Consider the following 24287-nt stretch of genomic DNA (forward strand, 5'->3'; position numbering starts at 1 on the left):
ATTATTCTTAATCCCACAAAGAATATGTGGATATAGATTCATTCGCGCGTAAGATACCAAAAGAAAAAAGTTTTTCTACTCGCAGAATTAAAAAATGTGAGATTGATCAACATTATTTCTTAAAATACTTACAAAGAGGTATGCATTATTTGGAATAAATTAAGGCGGTTTATACCGCCTTAATTTTGAGTATTATTATCATTAATATTGACTAATAATATTTACTATTCTTTTATCCGATATTTGATATTTTGTTCCTAGCTGTTGAGCAAATAAACTGACTCGTAATTTTTCTATCAAGTATTAAATTTATTCGTTAAATCATTAAATTACGCCAAGAATAGTAGCTCATCCAAAACGGTTTTGCCGAAAAAACGGCATCGCCCAAAGTGCTATCAGTCGTTTTGAATCTGGCAACCCAAAAACCTCACTTGCCTTTTTACAACGTATTGCAGAAGGATTAGGAAAGAAGATTTATGTGGAGTTTCGATAAGAAAAAGTGCGGTAGATTTTGAACGTGTTTTTGAGGTTGAAAAACGTTTGAAAAAATGACCGCACTTTTTGAGTAAATATTACTGATTACGCTGGCGCGCGTCTCCTGACGCGCGCTATCGTGGGGCTCTATCTAAGTGGTATCTATAATACCTTGCTTTTGTATAGTTTATCCTTGCCAATATTTTAGAATTCCATTTATCGGAATATGTCAAAGGTTCAGGATATTTTAGTCTAGATACAAGAGACAACATTTCATTCTCAGTTAATTCAATTATGTTTAGCCTTTTTCTTACTAGAAAATTATCCAAACCAATTAATCCTAAGCCATAAAATGCTACATTTATATAACTTCTTGCAATAGAATCCTTATCTTTAACATAAAAATCTAAAAGCAGAGCTAGCAATTGTTCTCTAAATTTACGTCGCTTAGTCCTTTCATACCTACGGGTTACAGTCCTAATAAATTGTTGCTCAATAGTACTTGCACCTTGATATTTCCTATATCTTATATAAATATAGATAGCCCTTAAAATAGCAATAGGATCAACTCCTGTATGGTATCTAAACCGATGATCCTCAGCCGAAATTAAAAAATTTATGAGCTTAACATCATAATAGGTAGAATCGTTAGCTATACAAATCATAAGGCTACGAAAATCCTTCTTTAAACTAGCATTTAGTTTAAGTAAAACTAGCGCTAAAAAAAGAAAAGGTGTATTCATTAATAAATATAATATTTTAAGCAGAATATTTTGCATCTTTCTTATCAAATTCATTCCTACTAATTTCAAAGATACCTGTTTGTTTTGCAATGGTAGAACTAAATGATCCATCATAAAATAATACGTTGCCACAGAAATAATATTTCTTGCGCAACTTCACATAGTAATATGTGGTTGATTTACGTTTTTCATTTTCTTCAAATGACTGAAACTCTAGGATATCATAAAAGGATAAATATCGTTTTTGTATTATTCCTTCAATCTTACATATACTTCTATTTTTTCCTTCATAATGAATTATATGCTCTTTCCCCTTACCCACAGATGAATTTTCATAAATTTTTTCTGCTGAACCATAAACTTTATTTCCCTCAAGTCGTAAAGATAGCATATATTGTAGCTCCATTTCTTTGTAAGGGTTATATACTGTATTTTCTGTTCTTTGTCTTAAATAGAAAATTCCACCTATATTAGGTATACGAAAGACTTTCTCTTTAAAAATAAAAAACAGAAATGCAATCATCAAACCTGCTAATAAATTAGCAAAAAAGCTATCTTGAAATCCTTCTCTAAATAAAAACATTCTAGAAACTCCTACGTTAAAAAATCTTAATTTTATATAGCCATAATCACATTCAAAATCCGCTTATCTGACACCTGATACTTCGTTCCCAACTGTTGCGCAAATAAACTGACGCGTAATTCTTCAATCATATAACGAATCTCAGCCACATCATCAGAAATAGGTTTAGATTTTGGCAGTTTAGACAGCAATTGTTGGTAAGCCTGTTGCACTTGTTCCATGCGTAGCATAGCCGCACGGTCTCGATTTACATCTTGAGCGAGTTTATCAATACGTTTATCAACGGCTTGCAGATAGCGCTGTAAATCTGGTAGGCGATCATAACCGCTCTTTTGCACAAAACCTTGATACACCAGGCCTGAAAGTTGTGATTTGATGTCAGATAATGCAAAAGCCATGGTAAAATCCATTTTGCCTTTTAAACGTTGGTTTAAGGCATGGTTAAGGAATAGGATTTGCTCTACTTTCTGTGCTATATCCACGGTCACTTCGTTAAGGTTTTCTCGAACGAAATCACGCAATTTTTCAAAGCCTGCTTCATCCCAAACAAAACCGCCGAAATCGGCAATCAGTTTATCCACCGCACAAGCAATACAGTCGTCAATCAAATCCAGCACGCGACCAAATGGCGTAAAATACAGCCCCAATTTGGCTTTATTCGGCAATTTTTCATGCAGATACTTAATTGGTGATGGCACATTAAGTAACAACAATCGACGCAAACCTTGTTGCATTGCCACTGCTTGCTCAAACTCTGTTTCAAACAGTTTAATACCTACCGCATCTTTTTCATCTACGATGGCTGGGAACGCTTTGACGCTGAAACCACGTTGTTTTTGTTCGTAACATTGTGGTAACTCTGCAAAGCTCCAAATATGCAGGCCACTTTGTTCAATGCCATCATCGGCCACAGCAGAAATACTTTCCTGCACGCGATCTTTTAAGTTGAATTTCAGCTCGTCCAAATTCATGGATTCAACAATTTTCTTGCCATTTTCGTCCACCACACGGAAGGTCATTTTCAAATGACTTGGGATTTGTTCCCAATTCCAATGTTCCACTTCTACGGTGACGCCCGTCATACGGCGCAATTCATAAATTAGCGTATCCAATAATGGCTTTTCCAACGGCACGGCACGACTTAAAAAAGCTTGGGCATAATTAGGTGCCGGTACGAAATTACGGCGATAGGATTTCGGCAGCGATTTAATCAGCGCAATCACCAATTCTTCACGCAAGCCTGGAATTTGCCAGTCAAAGCCTGTCATTTCCACTTGATTGAGCAACGGCAACGGAATATGCACGGTCACACCATCTGCATCGGTGCCTGGTTCAAATTGATAAGTCAGTTTGAGTTTTAAATTGCCTTGATGCCAGAAATTTGGGAAGTCCAACTTGCTCACTTGCTCCGCATCATCATTAATTAAGAATGAACGTTCAAAATTAAGCAATTCAGGATCTTTTTGCTGCGCCTTTTTCCACCAGGTATCAAAATGTTTTTGAGAGACGACTTCTGTGCCAATACGCTGATCGTAAAATTCAAAAAGCGTGCGGTCATCCACCAAAATATCACGACGACGGCTTTTGTGTTCCAACTCTTCTACTTCTCGAACGAGTCGTTGATTTTCTTTGAAGAATTTATGTTTGGTATTCCAATCCCCTTCCACTAAGGCAGATTGAATAAAGATCTCGCGGCTTATCGTTGGATCGATAGAGCCGTAATTCACTGGTCGCGCAGCCACAATCGGCACACCGTAAAGCGTGACTTTTTCATCGGCAATCACGGCGCCACGGGATTTCGACCAACGCGGTTCGGAATAGGATTTTTTAATTAGATGCTCGGTAAGTGGCTCAATCCATTCTGGCTCGATTTCCGCCACCATACGCCCCCAAAGTTTGGAGGTTTCCACTAACTCTGCCGCCATCACCCATTTCGGTTGTTTTTTGAAAAGTACAGAATTGGGGAAAATCGCAAAATGGGCATTACGTGCGCCAAGATATTGTTGTTTCTCCGCTTCTTTTAAACCGATATGAGAAAGCAAACCGCTTAAAAGTGCGGTATGAATTTGCTGATATTCTGCTTTTTCGGAATTAATCGGCAAGCCCATTTCACGTACAGTTAAACGAATTTGATGATAAATATCTTGCCATTCACGAATACGTAAATAATTTAAGAAATCCTTTTGGCATTGGCGACGGAATTGGTTTTTACTCAATTCTTTTTGTTGTTCTTGTAGATAACGCCAAAGATTGAGGAAAGCCAAGAAATCTGATTTCTTATCCGCAAAACGACGATGTTTTTCATCAGAAGCTTGCTGTTTTTCTTGTGGTCGCTCGCGAGGATCTTGAATGGATAACGCGGCGACAATAATCATCACTTCATGCAACGCACCTTGTGAGACGGCGCTCAGCAACATCTTCGCTAAACGAGGATCCACTGGGAGTTGAGCTAATTGACGACCTACTGCCGTTAATTGACGTTTCTCACCTGATTTGGTGCGAACGATTTCAAACGCACCCAATTCTTCCAACAGTTTTATCCCATCTTGAATATGGCGTTTATCTGGCGCATCAACAAACGGGAAAGCTTCAATATCATCTAAGCCCAATGCCGTCATTTGCAAAATAACGGAGGCTAAATTGGTGCGAAGAATTTCAGGATCGGTAAACTCTGGACGAGAATTAAAATCCTCTTCCGAATATAAACGAATACAAATCCCTTCGCTCACACGACCACAACGACCTTTACGCTGATTAGCAGATGCCTGTGAAATGGGTTCTATCGGTAAACGTTGTACTTTGGTGCGATAGCTATAACGGGAAATACGCGCTGTACCCGGGTCAATCACATATTTAATGCCCGGCACGGTCAATGAAGTTTCCGCGACGTTGGTCGCCAACACGATGCGATTTAATCCGCTCGGATGGAAAATTTTATTTTGTTCTTGTGCAGACAAGCGGGCAAAGAGCGGTAGGATTTCCGTGTGTTTTAAATTTTGCTTTTGCAAAGCTTCGGTGGTATCACGAATTTCTCGCTCGCCGTTCATAAAGATCAAAATATCGCCGCGCCCTTCTGCTTGCAGTTCATCCACCGCATTGAGAATGCCTTGTAGCTGATCTTGATCGTCTTCTTCCACTACGGGACGATAACGCACTTCAACAGGATAGGTTCTGCCCGAGACTTCAATAATCGGGGCATTGTTGAAATGTTTGGAAAAGCGTTCTACATCAATGGTCGCAGAAGTGATGATAAGTTTTAAATCACGACGAAGTGGTAAAAGCTGTTTCAAGTAACCGAGAATAAAATCATTGTTCAGGCTGCGTTCGTGCGCTTCATCGATAATCAAACAAGAATATTGATTGAGAAAACGATCGTTTTGAATTTCTGCTAACAGGATCCCGTCAGTCATCAATTTGACTTGTGTATCATCACTGATTTGATCGTTAAAACGAACCTTATAACCAACTAAACTGCCAAGCTCTGTTTCCAGCTCTTCTGCAATACGCGCTGCCACTGAACGAGCGGCAATACGGCGAGGCTGAGTATGACCAATCATGCCCAAATTGCCGAACCCTAATTCCAAACACATTTTCGGCAATTGGGTGGTTTTACCTGAACCGGTTTCCCCTGCCACCACAATGACCTGATGCTCAGAAAGCAGTTTTTGAATTTCTGCTTTGCGTTGGCTAACGGGCAAACTCTCTGGAAAAACAATCGGATTTTTAACCGCACTTTTACGATTTTCTACACGTAATTGGGCCTGTTTAATCTGCATCTGGATTTCAGCAGCCACAGCTTGTTGAGCCTCTTGGCTTTTAATTTTTCCAATCCCATGAATGCGGGCAGATAAACGACGTTGATCCACCAACATAATGTCATTTAATTGAGAAAAAAGAGATTGTTGTAAAGGAGTTAATGCGTGTTTTACCGATCTGTTTTTCATAGCGATTTACTTTTGAAACTTCCGTAAGCTAAGCTAATCCATCCGATTAAAAATAAAGTGCCGCCAATAGGCGTAATCCACACTATTACATTGCTTGCTCCAAAAGCAAGTGCGTATAAACTTCCACTAAATAATAAGGTTCCAATTAACCAAGAAGAGATGGATAATCGGGCGAATTTGTTGTCACTTAAAGCAGATAATGCAACGGCAAGTACTGCAATGGTATGGAACATTTGATATTTTAAACCCGTATCAATCCATGATAATGCTTTGGCTTCTAATATATGGCTTAGGCCATGAGCTGCAAATGTGCCTAGTGCGACACAGAAGAATCCGCTTAAAGCAGCAAGAGTAAGGTATTTGTTTTTCATTTAAATTTTCCCTAAAAGTAAAGCTAATATACCTGCAGCAATAAGTGGGCCAACGGGAATTCCACCTAAAAATGCTACACCAATAATTGTGCCGATAAGCAAGCCTGTGACTAAAATCGGTTGTTCGCCCATTAAAGGTACACCTTTGCCGGCAAGCCATGCCACAAGCACACCAACGGAAATGGAAAGTGCCATTTTCCAACTAAGAAAACCTGATAAATCAGGCAACTGAATTTTCCCTGAAACTAAGGGGCTTAAAACACCAATGGTTAAAATAATGATACCAATTTTAACGCCATATTTTTCGAGCAAAGGAATGTGTGAAGATAAAAAAGTTTGCTGCATGATAAGTAATACGGCAGCAGAAATGGTAATTGCGCTGTTGTGACTGAGTAACCCGAGAATAATTAAAATCACCAGCAATAAGGCGATCATATTGAATTGTAACGACATACTTGAAAAGTGCGGTGAAAAATTGTGACGAATTATATCAAGTTTAAGTTATCGATGTGTTTTTTTATTTAGTAAAAACAAGCTAGAATGTAAGCAATCTTTCCCCTTATTCGAGAATGCCTATGTCAAATGCTGTTGCCCATCTTGCCGATTCAGATCTGATTAAAACCGTAATTTTGCTTGCGTCGAGCGTGACTATTGTGCCGTTGTTTAAACGTCTAGGGCTTGGTAGTGTGCTTGGGTATTTAGTGGCGGGTTGTATGATTGGTCCCTCAGTTTTCGGTGTCATTCAAGATCCGGCTTCAGTCGTGCATTTGGCTGAATTGGGTGTAGTGATGTTCTTGTTCATTATTGGGCTTGAAATGCACCCTGAACGGCTTTGGTCTATGAAAAAAGCAATTTTTGGTCGGGGATTGTTACAAGTTGGGTTCTGTGGTGTATTGCTTACTTTCGCTGGAATTTATTTGCTCGATTTACCGAAAGAAGTCGCGTTTATCGCAGGCATGGGATTTACACTTTCTTCAACCGCGATTGTGATGCAAACTTTGGAAGAACGTTGTATTACCAGTACATCTAAAGGTCAGCGAATTATTTCAACTTTAATTTTTGAAGATATTGCTATTGTGCCATTATTGGCATCAGTGGCGTTTCTTGCACCTCATTCTGAAGAAAGCACTCATACCGATTGGATGTCAATCGGCATCGCATTAGGGGCAGTAATCGGCTTGATTGTTGCGGGTAAATGGTTAATGAATCCGTTATTCCGATTAATTTCTAAAGCACATATTCGTGAGATGATGACGGCGGCGGCTTTATTAGTTGTACTTGGCGCAGCATTAGCCATGGAAATAGGTGGACTTTCAATGGCAATGGGGGCATTTGTAGCGGGAGTTATGCTGTCAGAGTCTTCGTTCCGCCATCAATTAGAAGCGGATATCGAGCCATTTCGTGGTTTATTGCTTGGCCTGTTTTTTATGGGCGTGGGCATGTCGTTGGATTTGAGCTTAGTGTTTAATCACTGGTTATTACTACTCGGAATTGTATTCCTTTATATTATTGGCAAAGGACTTTCTGTGTATGTTGTTGCTCGAATCACTCGCTTAGAACATAGAGAAGCAGTGGGAAGAATGTCACTTTTGGCGCACGGTGGTGAATTTGCTTTCGTACTTTTCTCTGCAGCTACAACAGCTGGCGTAATGAGCAACCATGAAAATGCCACTTTTACTGCTGCAGTAATTATTTCCATGTTGTTTTCTCCATTTATTACACAAATTACTCGTAAATTAGCGCAATCTGGAGAGAGAAAATCAGCAAATCAACCAGATACGAGCGATCTATCCCCTATTGATGATTTAGAAGATAACGTGCTTGTAATTGGTTTTGGTCGTTTTAGCCAAATCGTATGTCAAACATTATTAATCCGCGGCATCAGCGTTTCAGTGATTGATCGTAATATAGAAAATATCCGTGCTGCGGCAAAATTTGGTTTTAAAGTCTATTATGGTGATGGTATTCGTTTGGATGTACTTTACGCCGCGGGAATTGAAAAAGCTAAATGTGTGGTGATTGGTATTAATGATACAGATCGCATTGAAACGATTGTTAGCCAACTTAAAAGGGCTTATCCAAACTTGCCGATTTTAACCCGAACTTATGATAGAAAAACGACCGTGAGCCTAATTAAGCAAGATGTGGATTTTATTGTACGTGAAACTTTTGAATCCGCCATTGCGCTTAGCCAAGCAACACTAATGAAACTTGGTATTGATAAGATTGAGGCTGATGAAGTTATTAAAGAAGTTAGAGCATTGGATCAAGAACGTTTAAATGAAGAAGTTCTGCATGGTTTTTCTAATGAAATCTTAAAAAAATATTGGACGCCAAAACCACTCATTAAACCTCATGTCGATGCTCAGGCATTAAATGATGAAACCGCAGGAATATTGATCGAGGAATCTGAAGAAACGTCAAACAATAATTCTTAAAATGATTTCAATACATTTCAACTACAAAAGGAAGCAAATTGCTTCCTTTTTGTTTTGAGTTCGTTTGAATTAAAACGGAATATCGTCATCAAATCCATCCATTGGTGGCTCAGCCTGTGGTGCAGCTTGTTGTGGCACTGGGCGAGATGATTGATAACTACCACCATTGTTAGTTTGACGAGCTTGGTAAGAAGGTTGTGGTGCAGCTCCCATCTCATTAGAGAAACCACCCGCGTTTTGATTACGCCCACCAAGCATTTGCATTACATCACCTTGAATTTCTGTGGTGTAACGATCTTGACCATTTTGATCTTGCCATTTACGGGTACGCAAACGACCTTCCACATACACTTGAGAACCTTTGCGTAAATATTCGCCGCAAATCTCTGCTTGACGACGATAAAATACAATACGGTGCCATTCTGTTACTTCACGGCGTTCGCCCGTATTACGATCGTTCCAGCTTTCACTGGTTGCTACGCTAATATTTGCTACGGCATCGCCATTCGGCATGGTACGAATTTCAGGATCATTGCCTAGATGACCAACAATAATGACTTTATTAATTCCAGCCATAAAAAACCTCATTTTTTATCTAAAAAAGTGCGGTTATTTTGCCTGAAATTTTTTAAAAGATCTATATATTTTAACTGGATATTTGCACAGATATTAAAATATGCGATAATGATCGCAAAATTTACACTTATTTCATACTTTTGAGTTATTTTATGGAAAATATCGATATTCGCGGGGCTAGAACCCATAACCTGAAAAATATTAATTTAACCATTCCACGCAATAAACTTGTGGTAATCACAGGGCTTTCAGGTTCGGGGAAATCCTCTTTAGCCTTTGATACGCTTTATGCGGAAGGGCAACGCCGTTATGTTGAATCACTTTCTGCTTATGCCCGTCAGTTTTTATCTTTAATGGAAAAGCCTGATGTGGATTCTATTGAGGGGCTTTCGCCTGCAATTTCCATTGAACAAAAATCTACTTCACACAATCCACGTTCTACAGTGGGAACAATTACAGAAATTTACGATTATTTACGTTTATTGTTTGCCCGAGTAGGTGAACCGCGTTGTCCAGATCATGATGTTCCATTAACGGCACAAACGATTAGTCAAATGGTGGACAAAGTATTAAGTTTGCCAGAAGACAGCAAGATGATGTTACTTGCGCCAGTGGTCAAAAATCGCAAAGGCGAACATGTTAAGATTTTAGAAAATATTGCTGCACAAGGTTACATTCGGGCGCGTATTGATGGCGAAATTTGCGATTTATCTGATCCGCCAAAATTAGCTTTACAGAAAAAACATACAATTGAAGTGGTGGTGGATCGCTTTAAAGTGCGGTCAGATTTAGCAACACGTTTAGCCGAATCTTTTGAAACCGCATTAGAGCTTTCAGGTGGCACCGCAATTGTGGCAGAAATGGATAATCCGAAAGCGGAAGAATTAATTTTTTCGGCAAATTTTGCTTGTCCGCATTGTGGTTATTCTGTGCCAGAATTAGAGCCTCGTTTGTTTTCCTTTAACAATCCTGCAGGTGCTTGCCCAACTTGTAATGGCTTGGGTGTGCAGCAATATTTTGATGAAGATCGTGTGGTGCAAAATCCAACGATTTCCCTTGCAGGCGGTGCAGTGAAAGGTTGGGATCGTCGTAATTTCTATTATTATCAAATGCTTACATCATTGGCAAAACATTATAATTTTGATATTGAAGCCCCCTATGAATCTTTGCCAAAGAAAATTCAACACATCATTATGCATGGCTCAGGCAAAGAGGAAATTGAATTCCAATATATGAATGATCGTGGCGATGTGGTTATTCGCAAGCACCCTTTTGAAGGGATTTTGAATAATATGGCGCGCCGATATAAAGAAACAGAATCAATGTCGGTGCGTGAAGAATTAGCGAAAAATATTAGCAATCGACCTTGTGCTGACTGTGGAGGATCTCGTTTACGTCCAGAAGCGCGTAATGTGTATATTGGAAAAACGAATTTACCGATGATCGCAGAAAAAAGTATTGGTGAATCGCTTGAATTTTTCACCGCACTTTCTCTCACTGGTCAAAAAGCGCAAATTGCGGAAAAAATTCTTAAAGAAATCCGCGAGCGTTTGCAGTTCTTAGTCAATGTTGGTTTGAATTATCTTTCTCTTTCTCGTTCTGCTGAAACTCTTTCAGGTGGTGAAGCACAACGTATTCGCCTTGCTAGCCAAATTGGTGCGGGGCTTGTTGGTGTGATGTACGTATTAGATGAACCCTCTATTGGCTTGCACCAACGTGATAATGAACGCTTACTTAACACGTTAATTCATTTGCGTAATCTTGGTAATACGGTAATTGTTGTGGAACACGATGAAGACGCGATTCGTGCGGCTGACCATATTATTGATATTGGACCTGGAGCAGGCGTGCACGGCGGACAAGTTATTGCGCAAGGAAACGCTGATGAAATTATGCTGAATCCAAATTCCATCACAGGAAAATTCTTATCAGGCGCAGATAAAATTGAAATTCCTAAAAAACGCACCGCACTTGATAAGAAAAAATGGCTCAAACTTAAAGGCGCATCAGGTAATAACTTAAAAAATGTAAATTTAGATATTCCCGTTGGTTTGTTTACTTGCGTGACTGGTGTGTCTGGTTCGGGAAAATCCACGCTTATTAATGACACCTTATTTCCACTTGCGCAAAATGCATTAAATAGAGCTGAAAAAACCGATTATGCACCTTATCAATCTATCGAGGGATTAGAACATTTCGATAAAGTTATTGATATTAACCAAAGCCCGATTGGGCGCACGCCACGTTCAAATCCAGCCACTTATACAGGTTTATTTACTCCGATTCGTGAACTTTTTGCAGGCGTGCCAGAAGCACGTGCGCGTGGTTATAATCCAGGGCGTTTTAGCTTTAATGTACGTGGTGGACGCTGTGAAGCCTGTCAGGGCGACGGTGTACTCAAAGTTGAAATGCACTTTTTACCCGATGTTTATGTTCCTTGCGACCAATGTAAAGGTAAGCGCTATAATCGTGAAACCTTAGAAATTCGTTATAAAGGCAAAACGATTCATCAAGTTTTAGATATGACGGTGGAAGAGGCTCGCGAGTTTTTTGATGCGATTCCAATGATTGCAAGAAAATTACAAACCTTGATGGATGTGGGATTATCCTATATTCGATTAGGTCAATCTTCTACAACACTTTCAGGCGGCGAAGCACAACGCGTTAAGCTAGCGACTGAGCTTTCTAAACGTGATACGGGTAAAACCTTGTATATTCTAGATGAACCGACGACTGGTTTGCATTTTGCTGACATTAAGCAATTACTTGAAGTATTGCATCGATTACGCGACCAAGGAAATACTATTGTCGTCATTGAACACAATCTTGATGTGATTAAAACCGCAGACTGGATTATCGATCTTGGCCCTGAAGGGGGAAGCGGTGGCGGACAAATTATTGCTACTGGCACGCCTGAAGAAGTCGCTAAAGTCGAAGGATCTCATACAGCGAGATTCCTTAAACCAATTTTGGAAAAACGTTAAAAATTACCGTACTTTTAGTATCAAGAATCGTAAAATTACAATTGGATTTGGTTTCGTGTGAATAGATCTTTTGATTTAACACTGGAAACTTTATTTAATTAAAGGTATCTAAGTAGCACCCTGTATAGGGGATTAATTAAGAGGATTTAATAATGAATTTAACTAAAATTTTACCAGCATTTGCTGCTGCAGTCATATTATCTGCATGTGCAAAAGAAGCGCCAGTAATGGAAAAAGCGTCGGCTCAAATGGCTGCTCAAACTGCGTCAACTATTACTGACAAAACAGTAGTTTATTCTTGCAATAAAAAAACTGTGACTGCAGTGTATCAATTTGAAAACCAAGAGCCAGTTGCGGCAATGGTTAGTTTAGGTAACAAAATTATTGCGAAAGATTTTACTCGTGATAAATCACAAAACGATTTTACAAGTTTCACTTCTGGTGACTATGTTTGGAATGTAGATAGTGGTTTAACTTTAGATAAATTTGATTCTGTTGTGCCGGTGAATTTAATTCAAAAAGGCAAAACTAGCGATAAGATCATCATCAAAAATTGTGATGTAAACGCAAAAGCAACTAAAAAAGCAAATTTATAATTAATCCCAAATGACCAGCATAATTGCTGGTTATTTTATCTTTCCTGTAGAAAAGATTTTTTCTTGAGATCATCCCCGATTCAAACTAGACTTACCGCCTATTTTATTTAACCTAAACTTTATTATGCGTGTTTCAGATTTTAATTTCGATTTACCTGATGAACTTATTGCTCGCTATCCAAAAGAGGATAGAGCATCTTGTCGTTTATTACATTTGAACGGGGAAAATGGCGCGGTAATTGACCGCACTTTTTCAGATGTATTGGATTTAATTGATGAAGGTGATTTATTGATTTTCAATAATACTCGCGTTATTCCTGCAAGAATGTTTGGGCGTAAAGCTAGCGGTGGGAAAATTGAAGTTTTAGTTGAACGCATGTTAGATGAGTATCGTTTCTTAGCGCATATCCGTTCATCAAAATCACCAAAAGAAGGGGCTGAATTATTTTTAGGTGAAGATAAATTAGGCGGAAATAATGGAATTAAAGCGGTAATGACAGTGCGTCATGGTGCGTTGTTTGAAGTAGAATTAAGTGATAAATCAACCGCCCTTTTAGATGTACTGCAATCCATTGGACATATGCCATTGCCGCCTTATATCGATCGTCCCGATGAAGAGGCCGATCAAGAATGTTATCAAACCGTTTATAGTAAAGTCCCAGGTGCTGTAGCAGCGCCAACGGCAGGCTTACATTTTGATACCCCCTTGCTTGAAAAACTTAAAAAGAAAGGTGTGAATTTTGAATTTGTCACATTGCATGTGGGCGCGGGAACATTTCAGCCTGTTCGTGTCGAGAATATTGAAGATCATGTGATGCATGCAGAATACGTAGAAGTTTCTCAAGAAGTTTGCAATGCGATTATCGCAACAAAGAAAGCGGGTAAACGTGTTATTGCAGTGGGAACTACTTCTGTTCGTTCTATTGAAAGTGCGGCGCTTTCTGCGGAAGAATTTGGCAATCCAGATTTAATTGAGCCTTATTTTTCTGATACCTCTATTTTTATTTATCCTGGTAAAAAATTCCGAGTGGTGGATTGTTTAATTACTAATTTCCACTTACCTGAAAGCACATTGATTATGTTAGTTTCAGCTTTTGCTGGTTATAAAAATACAATGAATGCGTATAAACATGCAGTGCAAGAAAAATATCGTTTCTTTAGTTATGGCGATGCGATGTTTATTAATAAAAATTCTAATGTGAGAGGATTGGAATAAGTTGTTTGACTTGTAATTAGTCAGCACCTACAATAAAGAACAAGAGATGGCGGTAACCATCCCTTGTCGGCATCAACTACTAATAGCCAGTGCTACTTTTTAATAACAGGCAAAGTAGAATAATGATGACCAACTTAATCATAAATTTAGTCATATTTTTATCCTTAGTATGATTAACAAACTCTGGATCTACGAAATAGCCCGACAGCGGCAACTGGCGGACTATCTTAGCAGATCCGCCTCTGCTCAAAGAGCATTGGAAATATGATACCACAAAGCCTGTATTTTTTAACAGGCTTTTTTGTTCAAAAAAATCTTCGAACTGTTTATTCGTTGGAGCAAAAATGAAGTATGAATTAAATAAAACAAGCGGCAATGCCCGTCGTGGTCGCTTGGTATTTGAACGTCCACAAGGCACGTTCAGTGTAGAAACCCCAGCATTTATGCCAGTGGGCACTTATGGCACCGTGAAAGGCATGACACCAGAAGAAGTGCGTGCGACAGGTGCAGAGATTTTACTGGGTAACACCTTCCATTTATGGCTTCGTCCTGGACAAGAAGTGATGCGTAAACACGGTGATTTACATGACTTTATGCAATGGCATCGCCCGATTTTGACTGACAGTGGCGGTTTCCAAGTATTTAGTTTAGGTAAATTACGTAAAATCACTGAAGAAGGCGTGAAATTCCAAAATCCAATTAACGGTGAGCGCATTTTCCTTTCACCTGAAAAATCCATGGAAATTCAATATGATTTAGGTTCTGACATCGTGATGATTTTCGATGAATGTACGCCTTATCCAGCGACTTTAGATTATGCGAAAAAATCCATGGAGATGTCTCTTCGTTGGGCAAAACGCAGCCGCGATCGCTTTGATGAATTAGGCAATAAAAATGCGCTATTTGGTATTATCCAAGGCGGCGTATTTGAAGAATTACGTAAAGTCTCATTAGAAGGCTTAGTCAATATTGGCTTTGACGGTTATGCGGTGGGCGGTTTAGCTGTCGGCGAACCAAAAGAAGACATGCACCGTATTTTGGAATACATTTGCCCGCAAATTCCTGCGGATAAACCGCGCTATTTAATGGGCGTGGGCAAACCAGAAGATTTAGTGGAAGGTGTACGTCGTGGTATTGATATGTTTGACTGCGTTATGCCAACCCGTAATGCTCGCAATGGTCATTTATTCGTTACCGATGGTATTGTCAAAATCCGTAATGCAAAATATCGTGATGATACTAGCCCGCTCGATCCTCATTGTGATTGTTACACTTGTAAAAACTATACGAAAGCTTATTTATATCACTTGGATAAGTGCGGTGAAATTCTAGGTGCACGCTTAAATACCATTCACAATTTACACTATTATCAACGTTTAATGACGGAAATTCGCCAAGCTATCGAAGACGATCGTTTTGATGATTTTGTGGTAGAATTCTATGCTCGCATGGGCAAACCTGTTCCACCATTACAATTAGCGGATAAATCATAATTGATGAAAGTGCGGTAGAAAAATGAAGCGTTTTTTGACCGCACTTTTTAACAAAGGAAACCTTATGCAAATCCTCGAACCTCAACAATTTGCCACTTGGAATGAACCGATTGATATGCTTTATGCCTGTCATAGTAAGGTAAAACGTTTCTGTCTCCAGTTAAGCATTTTACCTGATTATCTAGAAAAACACGGCTATACTCAGGCCGTATTAAATGATGTTGAGCAAATTTTAACTTATTTCAATCGTGCCGCCCCCCTACATCATGAGGATGAAGAATTAGATTTTTTCCCTCAATTAGTCAAAGTGGCTCCGCAAGCACAAACTTCCATTGATGAATTAGAAAAACAGCACGGATATTTGCATGAAAATTGGAATGCACTATCTGCTCAGTTAGAAGAGCTTATTTCTGAACAACGTCAAAATATTGATGAACATTTAATTGAACGCTTTGTTCAAGGTTATGAGCGTCATATTACGTTAGAAGAACCTTTATTTGAAATGGGGCGAGAATGCTTAAGTGCGGATATTTTGGCTGAAATGGGCAAGAACATGAGTGCTCGTCGTCAAGTTAAAGAATGAAATATCAGCTCAATTTAACCGCACTTCGATGTCCCATTCCTCTTTTAAGTGCCAAAAAAGCCTTAAAAAATTTGGATAAAAATGACGAGCTAATGTTGATTTTAAACCTTGAAAGTGCGGTGGAAAATTTTTCTATTTTTGCAGAAGAAAATTCTGTTGCTTTGGTCGAGCAATATTACGCTTCGGAAAAAGAATTTATTGTTATCTTGAAAAAATAAAATTAATCGTCATAAGTAGGATATTGAACGCAGTTCGCCTTTCCCAATGAAGCAATTTATGGTATTTTACGCAAAATTTTTAACTTAAATTAATAAGGAAAACACAATGGAAGCACAAAGCCCAATGTCCACGCTATTTATTTTCGTGATCTTCGGTTTAATTTTCTACTTTATGATTTATCGCCCGCAATCTAAACGCAATAAAGAACATAAAAAATTGATGTCTGAGCTTGCAAAAGGTACTGAAGTTTTAACTGCTGGTGGTTTAATCGGCAAAATTACTAAAGTAACCGAAGGTAGTGATAGCATCGTGATTGCGTTAAACGACACGACAGAAATTACGATTAATCGTAACTACATTGTGAGCGTTCTTCCTAAAGGTTCATTAAAATCACTTTAAGAATAACGTTAAATTATTTTCCAGAGCCACGCATTGTGGCTCTGTGCGTTAGAAAAGAAAAGGAAAACTATGTTAAACCGTTATCCATTATGGAAGAATTTGATGGTGATTTTTATTGTGGCCATCGGGATTTTATATTCTCTTCCAAATATTTATGGTGAAGATCCTGCGGTTCAAATTTCTGGTACGCGCGGTCAAGAAGCGAATACTAGCGTGCTTGGACAAGTTCAAGATGTGCTTAAAACCAATAATCTTCCAACCAAATCTGTCGTGCTTGAGAACGGCTCAATTCTAGCTCGTTTCACTAATACCGATGATCAACTCCTCGCTAAAGATAAAATTGCTGAACGTCTTGGCAATAATTACACCACCGCATTAAATCTTGCTCCAGCCACTCCAGCTTGGTTAAGCATGTTTGGTGCTAACCCAATGAAATGGGGATTAGACTTACGTGGTGGGGTTCGTTTTTTGATGGAAGTCGATATGAATGCTACACTTGTAAAACGCCAAGAGCAATTACAAGACAGTTTACGTAACGAACTTCGCAAAGAAAAAATTCAATATACGGCAATTAAAAATACTGAGCATTTTGGTACTTCTGTCACATTGGCCGATGCAAGTCAACGCTCTAAAGCGGAACGTATTATTCATCAGTTGCATCCAACCTTAGATATCACAGAGTTGGATAACGATAGTATCAATTTAGGTCTTTCAACTTCAGCATTAAATGAAGCACGTGACTTAGCAATTGAGCAAAACTTAACGATTTTACGTAAACGTGTTGCTGAATTAGGGGTATCTGAGGCGGTTATTCAACGTCAAGGTGCTGAACGTATTGTTATTGAGTTACCAGGTGTTCAAGATACCGCACGTGCAAAAGAAATTTTGGGTGCAACTGCAACGCTTGAATTTCGTATCGTAAATCAAAATGTTACGGCCGATGCAATTTCTCGTAATATGTTGCCAGCTGATTCGGAAGTTAAATATGATCGCCAAGGTCATCCTGTTGCATTATTTAAACGCGCGGTATTGGGTGGTGAACATATCATTAATTCAAGTTCTGGTTTAGATCAGCATTCAAGTACCCCGCAAGTGAGTGTAACCTTGGATAGTGAAGGTGGTGAGATTATGTCTCAAACCACCAAAAAATATTACAAGAAACCAATGGCGACGCTTTATGTTGAATATAAAGATAACGGCAAAAAAGACGAAAATGGTAAAACTATTTTAGAAAAACATGAGGAAGTGATTAATGTGGCGACGATCCAAGGTCGTTTCAGTTCTAATTTCCAAATTACTGGTGTCGATAGTATTGCAGAAGCGCATAACCTTTCTACCTTATTGAAATCTGGGGCATTAATTGCGCCAATTCAAATTGTTGAAGAACGTACTATTGGCCCATCTTTGGGTGCGCAAAACGTAGAACAAGGGATTAATGCGAGCCTTTGGGGATTAGTTGCGGTTATTGCCTTTATGTTGTTTTACTACAAAATGTTTGGTGTGATTGCAAGTTTTGCACTTGTTATTAATATCGTATTACTTGTGGGATTAATGTCTATTTTACCAGGCGCGACACTTTCAATGCCAGGTATTGCGGGTATCGTTCTAACTTTAGGTATGTCAGTAGATGCGAACGTATTGATTTTTGAACGTATTAAAGAAGAAATTCGTAATGGTCGTTCAATTCAGCAAGCGATTAATGAAGGTTATAACGGTGCATTTACTTCTATTTTTGACGCAAACTTAACCACAATCTTAACCGCAATTATTCTATACGCGGTTGGAACAGGCCCAATTCAAGGTTTTGCGATTACGCTTTCACTTGGTGTTGCGATTTCTATGTTTACCGCGATTACAGGAACTCGCGCATTAGTTAATGCCCTTTACGGCGGTAAACAACTTAAAAAATTATTAATTTAGGCGGGAAATGATGAAACTTTTTACAAAAGATAAAGACGGACATTTTATCCGTGAAATCAATGGGATCAAGCTCCCGTTCCCATTGACCGAATTTATGAAAGTGCGTAAATGGGGCTATGTTTTTTCCGCACTTTTAATGGTAATTTCTCTATTTTTTATTATTACCAAAGGATTTAACTGGGGCTTAGATTTTACTGGCGGAGTAGTATTTGATACTCACTTCTCGCAATCCGCTAACCTTGAACAAATCCGTAGTAAACTTCACGAAAATGGAATTGAAAGCCCAATTGTACAAACCACAGGTTCGGTTCAGGATGTGATGATTCGTTTACCTGCAAGTAATAATGATTCTACCATTGGTGAACACGTCAAAAGTATGCTACAGAATGTAGATAAAGGCATTCAAATTCGCAGTATTGAGTTCGTTGGTCCAAATGTCGGTGAAGAATTAGCACAAGGTGCGGTGTATGCAACTTTAGCGACATTAGCAATGGTGCTTATTTATGTGGGGTCACGTTTTGAATGGCGTTTAGGCTTTGGTGGTATCGCCTCTCTTGCGCACGACGTAATTATTACGCTAGGGGTATTCTCTGCATTACAAATTGAAATTGATCTCACTTTTGTCGCAGCGATTTTATCTGTGGTGGGTTACTCCATCAACGATAGTATTGTGGTATTTGACCGGGTTCGTGAAAATTTCCGAAAAATTAGACGATTGGATACGATTGATATTATTGATATTTCTTTAACGCAAACTTTATCAAGAACTATCATAACCTCTGCGACAACGTTAATTGTTGTTATTGCATTGTTCTTTTTCGGCGGTCCATCAATTCATAACTTCTCTTTAGCGTTACTTGTAGGTATTGGATTTGGTACATATTCTTCAATCTTTATTGCAATCGCAATTGCATACGATGTTGGATTACGCCGTGAACATATGATCCCGCCTAAAGTAGATAAGGAAATTGACGAATTACCTTAGTTAACTTCTATTCTTAGAATAAACTTCAATAAAAAATAGTTAACCAAAAATTCATGGTTAACTATTTTTTTGTTTGTATCACTTTTTAATTTAGACTTTTAATCTTGCGGTAAGGCATTTATCACTGCTTTCACTAAGGTAGCTAAAGGAATGGCAAAGAATACGCCCCAAAATCCCCATAAACCGCCGAAAATTAATACTGAAATGATAATAATCAATGGATGCAAATTCACTGCTTCAGAAAATAAATAAGGGACGAGTAAGTTTCCATCTAAGAGCTGACTCACAGCAAAAGCGATGATGATATACCAAAATGTTGGGCTGATTCCAAATTGGAATAACGCAACCAATGCAACAGGAATCGTGACAATTACTGCGCCAATATAAGGAACGAGAACTGAAAGCCCCACCGCAAAAGCCAATAAGAGCGGGTAATTTAGCCCGAATATTAAGAAAATAATGTAGGTGATGAGCGTGACAATCAGTATTTCTAATAATTTTCCATGAATGTAGTTGGAAATTTGCTGTTGCATTTCTTTCCATACTTTGAAGGCTAAGTTTCTATTTTTCGGTAAGAAACGGCTCACACCTTGTAAAAGTTCTGATTTATCCTTCAACATAAAAAACATCATTAACGGTACTAAAAAGGCATAAATCCCTAAAGAAACCAAGTTCATAATAGAGGCTAAAGAAAGTTTTACTGCAGATTCACCAAAACCAAGGATTTTTTCTCGCACAGAATTGAAAATAGAATCTACCATTGAATAGTCGATGAGTTCAGGATAGTGCTCTGGTAAGTTTAATAACCATTCATTAAGCTTATTAAACATTGCAGGTAAATCGCTTAATAAGGAAATAGTTTGATTCCATAACATTGGCATCAGAATTAAAAAGAAGATTGTCGCGAGTCCAATAAAGCCACCAAAAATGATGATTGTGGCTAACATTCTCGGGCATTTTAAATGTTTATGCAAAAAATTGATCGGCATTTCTAGTAAATAGGATAGTACTAGAGCAATTAACAAAGGCGCGATTAAATTTCCAAAAAAATAAATGGAGATAAAGCCAAATAATAATATTGCTAATAGACCCATTGCTTGCGGATCACTTAAGCGACGCGAGTACCAGCTTTTCAACATTTCTAGCATAATTTCTTTTCCTATAAGTATTTTTCGCCATTATAAGTTAAAATTTATAGTGTTTATAGCTACTAAGAGGAAATCCTATGTCTGTCGTTATTTATCACAACCCTCGTTGTTCAAAAAGTCGTGAAACTCTAGAATTGTTAGAAAATCAAGGTTTTCAGCCAATAGTTGAATTGTATTTGCAAAAGCAGTATTCCATTGATGAATTACAAAGCATTGCCCAAAAATTAGGGATTGATGATGTGCGTCAAATGATGCGTACGAAAGATAATTTATACAAAAGCTTAAATTTAGACAATTTAGAGCTCTCTCAAGCTGAATTATTAAAAGCGATGAGTGAACATTCTGCGCTTATTGAACGCCCAATTGTTATCAATGGTAATCAAGCTAAAATCGGGCGTCCGCCAGAAAGTGTACTTGAGATTTTGTAATTTAAACGTTTGTGCGTATAATACCCCCGCCGTGGAAATCCTTCCGCGGCTTTTTTAAGGAAAAATTATGGCAAAGCAACAAAAAAGTGCGGTTGAAAATGAAACCGTTTATGAGCACACTCGAGGAGTGATCAAAGATAATGCAGTAATGGCATTATTACATGACAAACTATTTCGTCAGCGTGTTGAGAAAAAACGTAAAGGGAAAGGCAGTTACCAACGTAAAGCGAAATACGCAGGGAAAATGTTTGAAAAGCCCGATTATAAATTTTTTGATTACAGAAATTTTATAATCGGGTTTTTCTTAGGTTAAAAATAATAAGGAGTAAAATATGTCAAAACAACCTCAAATTCTACTTAATAATACGTGGAATGTGCGTATTAGTGATCCTGGAGAGGAAGGGGCAAAAAGCCATTTCTTTGAAACGATTTATTTAACCCTAACGGCTTATTTTGAAGAAAATAACATACGCTATGAATTTGTGCGTAAAGTGGAGGATCAAATAAAAATTCAACGCTCTTTCACAGAACTGACTGAGTTATTCAAATTTCTGGGTGATTATTTCGATCCTGTTTTTATTGGATTATTAGGCGTAAAAATTGGGAACCTTGGTGTTAAATCAGAATAATAACTTGACTAATCCACAAAACATTTTAGTATTCTACCCCTATTTTGTTATATCGACAAAATAGGGATCGCACTCTAGATTGTATAAACAATGACGTAAAAGTGCGGTTATTTTTTCTTTACTTTTATTGGAGAGCAAAATATGTCAGGTATTTTTACTCAAAGTCCAGCAAACCGTCGTCGTTATGGCGTGGCAATATTTGTTGGTATCGTTGCAGGAATTATTTCCGCTTTTGTTAAATGGGGCGCAGAGCATCCATTTCCACCACGTAGTCCAATCGATTTCTTTGCGGCTGCTTGTAAAGTGGATATTACAGGTTTAACACAGGATCAAGTGCTGGCAGTATGTTCCCGTGCGTTTTTAAATCCACCACATGTGTTTTTACGTGATTATTTAGGTATTGATCCAACAGATGCTGCATTTACCTTTGCGGATCATGCATTCAATTGGATTGGTGTTACCCATATGATCTTTTCTTTAGTTTTTGCGATTGGTTATTGCGTAGTCGCAGAACGTTTTCCAAAAATCAAATTTTGGCAAGGTATTGGTGCAGGGATTATTGCTAATATTTGCGTGCACTATATTACTTTTCCAGCACTAGGTTTAACCCCACCAGTTGCAGAATGGCCGCTATATGAACATATTTCAGAACTAGTTGGTCATATTTTCTGGTTCTGGACTATTGAGGTTATTCGTCGCGATTTACGTAATCGCTTAACTGGCGAGCCAGATGCAGAGATTCCTTTAGCTTAAGCTAAACAGTATAAATTTTGATAAGAAACGGGTTAAGACTAATAAGTTTTAACCCGTTTTTTTGTTGGATAGAGATGCTTTAATTAACAACAAATTTCTTGTACGACAAATTGTAATGAATGTCTCGCAAATTGCTGTTGTTTACGGTGTTTCAAGCGTCTCAAACGTAGATTACGTGATAAAGAGGTTTGTTGTAAATTAGTTTTCTTTTTAAGAAAAGTTTTGCGTTTTAACATTTTATTTATCCTTTTTTTCTTTTATTTCTTCTGAATTCTTGACCGCACTTTCATTGTTGGCATTATCATTCGTTGTTTGATTTTCTTGGACCCGATGATAATTCACTATGCTATTCATGTAGCGGCGAATATTTTCTACATATTGATGGGCTTCATAGCCTCGCGCATAGCCGTATTTGAGTTGGGAATAATAACGTTTTTCTGCTAATAAAGGCAGATTTTTTTTCACATCGAGCCAATTATCTGGATTTCCTCCAAGATTTTTAGTTAAACGACGCGCATCAATTAAGTGGCCCAGTCCCATGTTATAGGCGGCTAAAGCAAACCAAATTCTTTCTTCTTTTTCAATGGTTTCTGGAATTTGACTAATCAGCCAGTGTAAATATTCTGAGCCAGCTTTAATGCTTTGTTCAGGATCTGTTCTATCGCTGATTTTCATATGTTGAGCGGTATCTTTCGTTAGCATCATTATGCCACGCACGCCCGTAGGTGATGTTGCATCTGGATTCCAATGAGACTCTTGATAAGCGACCGCTGCGAGTAATCGCCAATCTAATTCACCTTTATATTTTTCAAAGAGCGGTGAGAATTGTGGCAGTGTATTTTCAATTGCCTTCATATAAGAGCGCGTATCCACGTAATCAAATTGTGAAATATGCCCTAAATATTTTTCTTTTAAATTATCTACTAGCCCTGTTTCTTGTGCATTATTCATAAAATTGAGTAAGGCAGCTTGCAGATCGTTGTAGGGATTATTTGGTAAATACCAGTGAATGTTTGCTTCATCAGTAATATCAAAGGCAATGGCTAATTCTGGTTTGATTTGTTGGAGCGCCGCGGTATCAATGGAATTTGCAATAACGTAAGGAATTTTTCCTTCAGACAGTTGTAGCAATAGTTCTTCTTGAGTAAACGCTTGATTTCTTTTCCAAGTTAATTGTGGATATTGTTTTTGTAATTCTTTTAGTGTTTCTTCTAATGATGAATTGTTAGCGATATAAATTTCTTTCTTAATATCGCCTAGATTTTTAGGGCGTTGTTCATCTTTTCGATAAGCTAATTGCCATGAAGCTGAATGATATGCTGGGCCAATTTGGAAACGTTCTGCATGATTAGGATGATATAAAAGGTGAGCCGCAGCTAAATCAATATTATGCTTATCTAACTCATTAAATAATTGCTCTTGATTATCGAAAGTTTTAATTTCGAGTTCTACACCTAGTGAATCAGCAAATGCTTTAGCCAATTCATATTCAAAGCCTCGTTCGCCGTCTTTATTTATAAAATAAGAAATTGGGTTGTTCATTGTGCCCACAATGAGTAAGCCTCGTTCTTGAATTACTGTATAGTGGTTTTCTTCAGCATGGCGTAGAAATTGCCATGGGAATACCATATCAATGGCCCAAAGCAATAAAGCTAAGGCAGTAATAATACGTAAAAAGAGACCTTTCAATGATTTTTCCTATATAAAAAGCTTGCGGGATTGTAGCTAGAATTTAAGCAATAGACAATAAAAAGCCCCTTGAGGTTCAAGGGGCTAAGTTTTGTTCACCGAGTAGTGCTAAATTT

The 24287-nt window shown here is 38.2% G+C and carries 24 protein-coding genes and 1 pseudogene; 15 read left to right on the forward strand and 10 right to left on the reverse strand.

The genetic code is table 11. The features are described from left to right. Nucleotides 1-201: 201 nt before the first annotated feature. Nucleotides 202-303: pseudogene (locus ABW51_RS10505) on the reverse strand (DUF3418 domain-containing protein); the annotation flags it as partial. Nucleotides 304-379: 76 nt separating this feature from the next. Here ABW51_RS10505 and ABW51_RS10510 point away from each other — a divergent pair. Further along, entirely contained in the window at nucleotides 380-493 is a 114-nt protein-coding gene (locus ABW51_RS10510; RefSeq protein ID WP_442902631.1) for a helix-turn-helix domain-containing protein, read from the forward strand. A gap of 115 nt (nucleotides 494-608) precedes the next feature. On the opposite strand, the gene ABW51_RS01610 is transcribed toward ABW51_RS10510, so the two are convergent. From ABW51_RS01610 to ABW51_RS01630, 5 genes are read right to left on the reverse strand one after another with little or no spacing between them, the layout of a single operon-like run. Further along, nucleotides 609-1253, reverse strand: a complete 645-nt coding sequence (locus ABW51_RS01610; RefSeq protein ID WP_053465286.1) for a transglycosylase domain-containing protein — start codon at nucleotides 1251-1253, stop codon at nucleotides 609-611. Beyond that, complete coding sequence (locus tag ABW51_RS01615; RefSeq protein WP_053465287.1) at nucleotides 1234-1800, reverse strand: hypothetical protein; 567 nt, start codon at nucleotides 1798-1800, stop codon at nucleotides 1234-1236. The genes ABW51_RS01610 and ABW51_RS01615 overlap by 20 nt, the downstream gene beginning before the upstream one ends. A 32-nt stretch (nucleotides 1801-1832) precedes the next feature. Continuing rightward, a complete protein-coding gene (gene hrpA / locus ABW51_RS01620; protein WP_053465288.1) occupies nucleotides 1833-5744 on the reverse strand; it encodes an ATP-dependent RNA helicase HrpA in 3912 nt (1303 codons plus the stop codon). Next, complete coding sequence (locus tag ABW51_RS01625) at nucleotides 5741-6115, reverse strand: DUF423 domain-containing protein (protein WP_053465289.1); 375 nt, start codon at nucleotides 6113-6115, stop codon at nucleotides 5741-5743. The genes hrpA and ABW51_RS01625 overlap by 4 nt, the downstream gene beginning before the upstream one ends. Continuing rightward, nucleotides 6116-6568, reverse strand: a complete 453-nt coding sequence (locus ABW51_RS01630) for a DUF441 domain-containing protein (RefSeq protein ID WP_032826612.1) — start codon at nucleotides 6566-6568, stop codon at nucleotides 6116-6118. It lies immediately after the preceding gene. A 122-nt stretch (nucleotides 6569-6690) separates the two neighbouring features. Between ABW51_RS01630 and ABW51_RS01635 the strand changes: the two genes are divergently transcribed. After that, nucleotides 6691-8553, forward strand: a complete 1863-nt coding sequence (locus tag ABW51_RS01635; RefSeq protein ID WP_053465290.1) for a monovalent cation:proton antiporter-2 (CPA2) family protein — start codon at nucleotides 6691-6693, stop codon at nucleotides 8551-8553. A gap of 69 nt (nucleotides 8554-8622) precedes the next feature. Here ABW51_RS01635 and ABW51_RS01640 read toward each other — a convergent pair whose 3' ends face one another. Then, nucleotides 8623-9129 (reverse strand): single-stranded DNA-binding protein, encoded by a 507-nt coding sequence (locus ABW51_RS01640; RefSeq protein WP_053465291.1) that lies wholly within the window; start codon nucleotides 9127-9129, stop codon nucleotides 8623-8625. Nucleotides 9130-9281: 152 nt separating this feature from the next. Between ABW51_RS01640 and uvrA the strand changes: the two genes are divergently transcribed. The 9 genes from uvrA (at nucleotide 9282) to secF (ending at nucleotide 19524) form a co-directional block, all read left to right on the forward strand. Continuing rightward, the gene (uvrA, locus tag ABW51_RS01645; protein ID WP_053465292.1) at nucleotides 9282-12113 is read left to right on the forward strand and encodes an excinuclease ABC subunit UvrA; all 2832 of its coding nucleotides are present in this window, start codon (nucleotides 9282-9284) and stop codon (nucleotides 12111-12113) included. A gap of 152 nt (nucleotides 12114-12265) precedes the next feature. Next, nucleotides 12266-12709, forward strand: a complete 444-nt coding sequence (locus tag ABW51_RS01650) for a hypothetical protein (protein ID WP_053465293.1) — start codon at nucleotides 12266-12268, stop codon at nucleotides 12707-12709. A gap of 124 nt (nucleotides 12710-12833) precedes the next feature. Further along, on the forward strand, nucleotides 12834-13925 hold the full coding sequence (queA, locus tag ABW51_RS01655; protein ID WP_053465294.1) for a tRNA preQ1(34) S-adenosylmethionine ribosyltransferase-isomerase QueA: 1092 nt from the start codon (nucleotides 12834-12836) through the stop codon (nucleotides 13923-13925). A gap of 344 nt (nucleotides 13926-14269) precedes the next feature. Next, nucleotides 14270-15418, forward strand: a complete 1149-nt coding sequence (gene tgt, locus ABW51_RS01660; protein WP_053465295.1) for a tRNA guanosine(34) transglycosylase Tgt — start codon at nucleotides 14270-14272, stop codon at nucleotides 15416-15418. A 64-nt stretch (nucleotides 15419-15482) separates the two neighbouring features. Then, nucleotides 15483-16001, forward strand: a complete 519-nt coding sequence (locus tag ABW51_RS01665; protein ID WP_053465296.1) for a hemerythrin domain-containing protein — start codon at nucleotides 15483-15485, stop codon at nucleotides 15999-16001. After that, nucleotides 15998-16219: a sulfurtransferase TusA family protein gene (locus ABW51_RS01670; RefSeq protein WP_005634417.1), complete on the forward strand. Its 222-nt coding sequence runs from the start codon at nucleotides 15998-16000 to the stop codon at nucleotides 16217-16219. The genes ABW51_RS01665 and ABW51_RS01670 overlap by 4 nt, the downstream gene beginning before the upstream one ends. A gap of 106 nt (nucleotides 16220-16325) precedes the next feature. Continuing rightward, nucleotides 16326-16619 carry a preprotein translocase subunit YajC gene (yajC, locus tag ABW51_RS01675; RefSeq protein ID WP_053465297.1) on the forward strand — a complete coding sequence of 98 codons (294 nt, stop codon included), beginning with the start codon at nucleotides 16326-16328 and terminating at the stop codon, nucleotides 16617-16619. Between the two features lie 69 nt (nucleotides 16620-16688). Beyond that, a complete protein-coding gene (gene secD, locus ABW51_RS01680) occupies nucleotides 16689-18539 on the forward strand; it encodes a protein translocase subunit SecD (RefSeq protein ID WP_053465298.1) in 1851 nt (616 codons plus the stop codon). A gap of 10 nt (nucleotides 18540-18549) precedes the next feature. Further along, entirely contained in the window at nucleotides 18550-19524 is a 975-nt protein-coding gene (gene secF, locus ABW51_RS01685; RefSeq protein WP_053465299.1) for a protein translocase subunit SecF, read from the forward strand. 98 nt (nucleotides 19525-19622) lie between these two features. On the opposite strand, the gene ABW51_RS01690 is transcribed toward secF, so the two are convergent. Then, nucleotides 19623-20672: an AI-2E family transporter gene (locus ABW51_RS01690; protein WP_053465300.1), complete on the reverse strand. Its 1050-nt coding sequence runs from the start codon at nucleotides 20670-20672 to the stop codon at nucleotides 19623-19625. A gap of 77 nt (nucleotides 20673-20749) precedes the next feature. Here ABW51_RS01690 and arsC point away from each other — a divergent pair, with 77 nt between their 5' ends. The 4 genes from arsC (at nucleotide 20750) to ABW51_RS01710 (ending at nucleotide 22482) form a co-directional block, all read left to right on the forward strand. Continuing rightward, nucleotides 20750-21100, forward strand: coding sequence for an arsenate reductase (glutaredoxin) (arsC, locus tag ABW51_RS01695; RefSeq protein ID WP_053465301.1), 351 nt, complete (start codon nucleotides 20750-20752; stop codon nucleotides 21098-21100). A 67-nt stretch (nucleotides 21101-21167) separates the two neighbouring features. After that, nucleotides 21168-21413: an alternative ribosome-rescue factor A gene (locus tag ABW51_RS01700; RefSeq protein ID WP_053465302.1), complete on the forward strand. Its 246-nt coding sequence runs from the start codon at nucleotides 21168-21170 to the stop codon at nucleotides 21411-21413. A gap of 19 nt (nucleotides 21414-21432) precedes the next feature. Continuing rightward, complete coding sequence (locus ABW51_RS01705) at nucleotides 21433-21729, forward strand: DUF5377 family protein (RefSeq protein WP_053465303.1); 297 nt, start codon at nucleotides 21433-21435, stop codon at nucleotides 21727-21729. A gap of 141 nt (nucleotides 21730-21870) precedes the next feature. Continuing rightward, nucleotides 21871-22482, forward strand: coding sequence for a YagU family protein (locus ABW51_RS01710; RefSeq protein WP_053465304.1), 612 nt, complete (start codon nucleotides 21871-21873; stop codon nucleotides 22480-22482). Between the two features lie 83 nt (nucleotides 22483-22565). Here ABW51_RS01710 and ABW51_RS10130 read toward each other — a convergent pair whose 3' ends face one another. Further along, nucleotides 22566-22718: a hypothetical protein gene (locus ABW51_RS10130; protein ID WP_005631066.1), complete on the reverse strand. Its 153-nt coding sequence runs from the start codon at nucleotides 22716-22718 to the stop codon at nucleotides 22566-22568. A 1-nt stretch (nucleotide 22719) separates the two neighbouring features. After that, on the reverse strand, nucleotides 22720-24171 hold the full coding sequence (mltF, locus tag ABW51_RS01715) for a membrane-bound lytic murein transglycosylase MltF (RefSeq protein WP_053465305.1): 1452 nt from the start codon (nucleotides 24169-24171) through the stop codon (nucleotides 22720-22722). Between the last annotated feature and the right edge of the window lie 116 nt (nucleotides 24172-24287).

The organism is Haemophilus sp. C1 (genome assembly GCF_001276515.1).
In the GTDB taxonomy this organism is placed as follows: domain Bacteria; phylum Pseudomonadota; class Gammaproteobacteria; order Enterobacterales; family Pasteurellaceae; genus Haemophilus.

Excerpts from the sequence above, each read along its gene's own strand:
- ABW51_RS01610 (WP_053465286.1), bottom strand. The coding sequence starts at position 1,253 with ATGCAAAATATTCTGCTTAAAATATTATATTTATTAATGAATACACCT.
- ABW51_RS01615 (WP_053465287.1), bottom strand. The coding sequence starts at position 1,800 with ATGTTTTTATTTAGAGAAGGATTTCAAGATAGCTTTTTTGCTAATTTA.
- hrpA (WP_053465288.1), bottom strand. The coding sequence starts at position 5,744 with ATGAAAAACAGATCGGTAAAACACGCATTAACTCCTTTACAACAATCT.
- ABW51_RS01625 (WP_053465289.1), bottom strand. The coding sequence starts at position 6,115 with ATGAAAAACAAATACCTTACTCTTGCTGCTTTAAGCGGATTCTTCTGT.
- ABW51_RS01630 (WP_032826612.1), bottom strand. The coding sequence starts at position 6,568 with ATGTCGTTACAATTCAATATGATCGCCTTATTGCTGGTGATTTTAATT.
- ABW51_RS01635 (WP_053465290.1), top strand. The coding sequence starts at position 6,691 with ATGTCAAATGCTGTTGCCCATCTTGCCGATTCAGATCTGATTAAAACC.
- ABW51_RS01640 (WP_053465291.1), bottom strand. The coding sequence starts at position 9,129 with ATGGCTGGAATTAATAAAGTCATTATTGTTGGTCATCTAGGCAATGAT.
- uvrA (WP_053465292.1), top strand. The coding sequence starts at position 9,282 with ATGGAAAATATCGATATTCGCGGGGCTAGAACCCATAACCTGAAAAAT.
- ABW51_RS01650 (WP_053465293.1), top strand. The coding sequence starts at position 12,266 with ATGAATTTAACTAAAATTTTACCAGCATTTGCTGCTGCAGTCATATTA.
- queA (WP_053465294.1), top strand. The coding sequence starts at position 12,834 with ATGCGTGTTTCAGATTTTAATTTCGATTTACCTGATGAACTTATTGCT.
- tgt (WP_053465295.1), top strand. The coding sequence starts at position 14,270 with ATGAAGTATGAATTAAATAAAACAAGCGGCAATGCCCGTCGTGGTCGC.
- ABW51_RS01665 (WP_053465296.1), top strand. The coding sequence starts at position 15,483 with ATGCAAATCCTCGAACCTCAACAATTTGCCACTTGGAATGAACCGATT.
- ABW51_RS01670 (WP_005634417.1), top strand. The coding sequence starts at position 15,998 with ATGAAATATCAGCTCAATTTAACCGCACTTCGATGTCCCATTCCTCTT.
- yajC (WP_053465297.1), top strand. The coding sequence starts at position 16,326 with ATGGAAGCACAAAGCCCAATGTCCACGCTATTTATTTTCGTGATCTTC.
- secD (WP_053465298.1), top strand. The coding sequence starts at position 16,689 with ATGTTAAACCGTTATCCATTATGGAAGAATTTGATGGTGATTTTTATT.
- secF (WP_053465299.1), top strand. The coding sequence starts at position 18,550 with ATGAAACTTTTTACAAAAGATAAAGACGGACATTTTATCCGTGAAATC.
- ABW51_RS01690 (WP_053465300.1), bottom strand. The coding sequence starts at position 20,672 with ATGCTAGAAATGTTGAAAAGCTGGTACTCGCGTCGCTTAAGTGATCCG.
- arsC (WP_053465301.1), top strand. The coding sequence starts at position 20,750 with ATGTCTGTCGTTATTTATCACAACCCTCGTTGTTCAAAAAGTCGTGAA.
- ABW51_RS01700 (WP_053465302.1), top strand. The coding sequence starts at position 21,168 with ATGGCAAAGCAACAAAAAAGTGCGGTTGAAAATGAAACCGTTTATGAG.
- ABW51_RS01705 (WP_053465303.1), top strand. The coding sequence starts at position 21,433 with ATGTCAAAACAACCTCAAATTCTACTTAATAATACGTGGAATGTGCGT.
- ABW51_RS01710 (WP_053465304.1), top strand. The coding sequence starts at position 21,871 with ATGTCAGGTATTTTTACTCAAAGTCCAGCAAACCGTCGTCGTTATGGC.
- ABW51_RS10130 (WP_005631066.1), bottom strand. The coding sequence starts at position 22,718 with ATGTTAAAACGCAAAACTTTTCTTAAAAAGAAAACTAATTTACAACAA.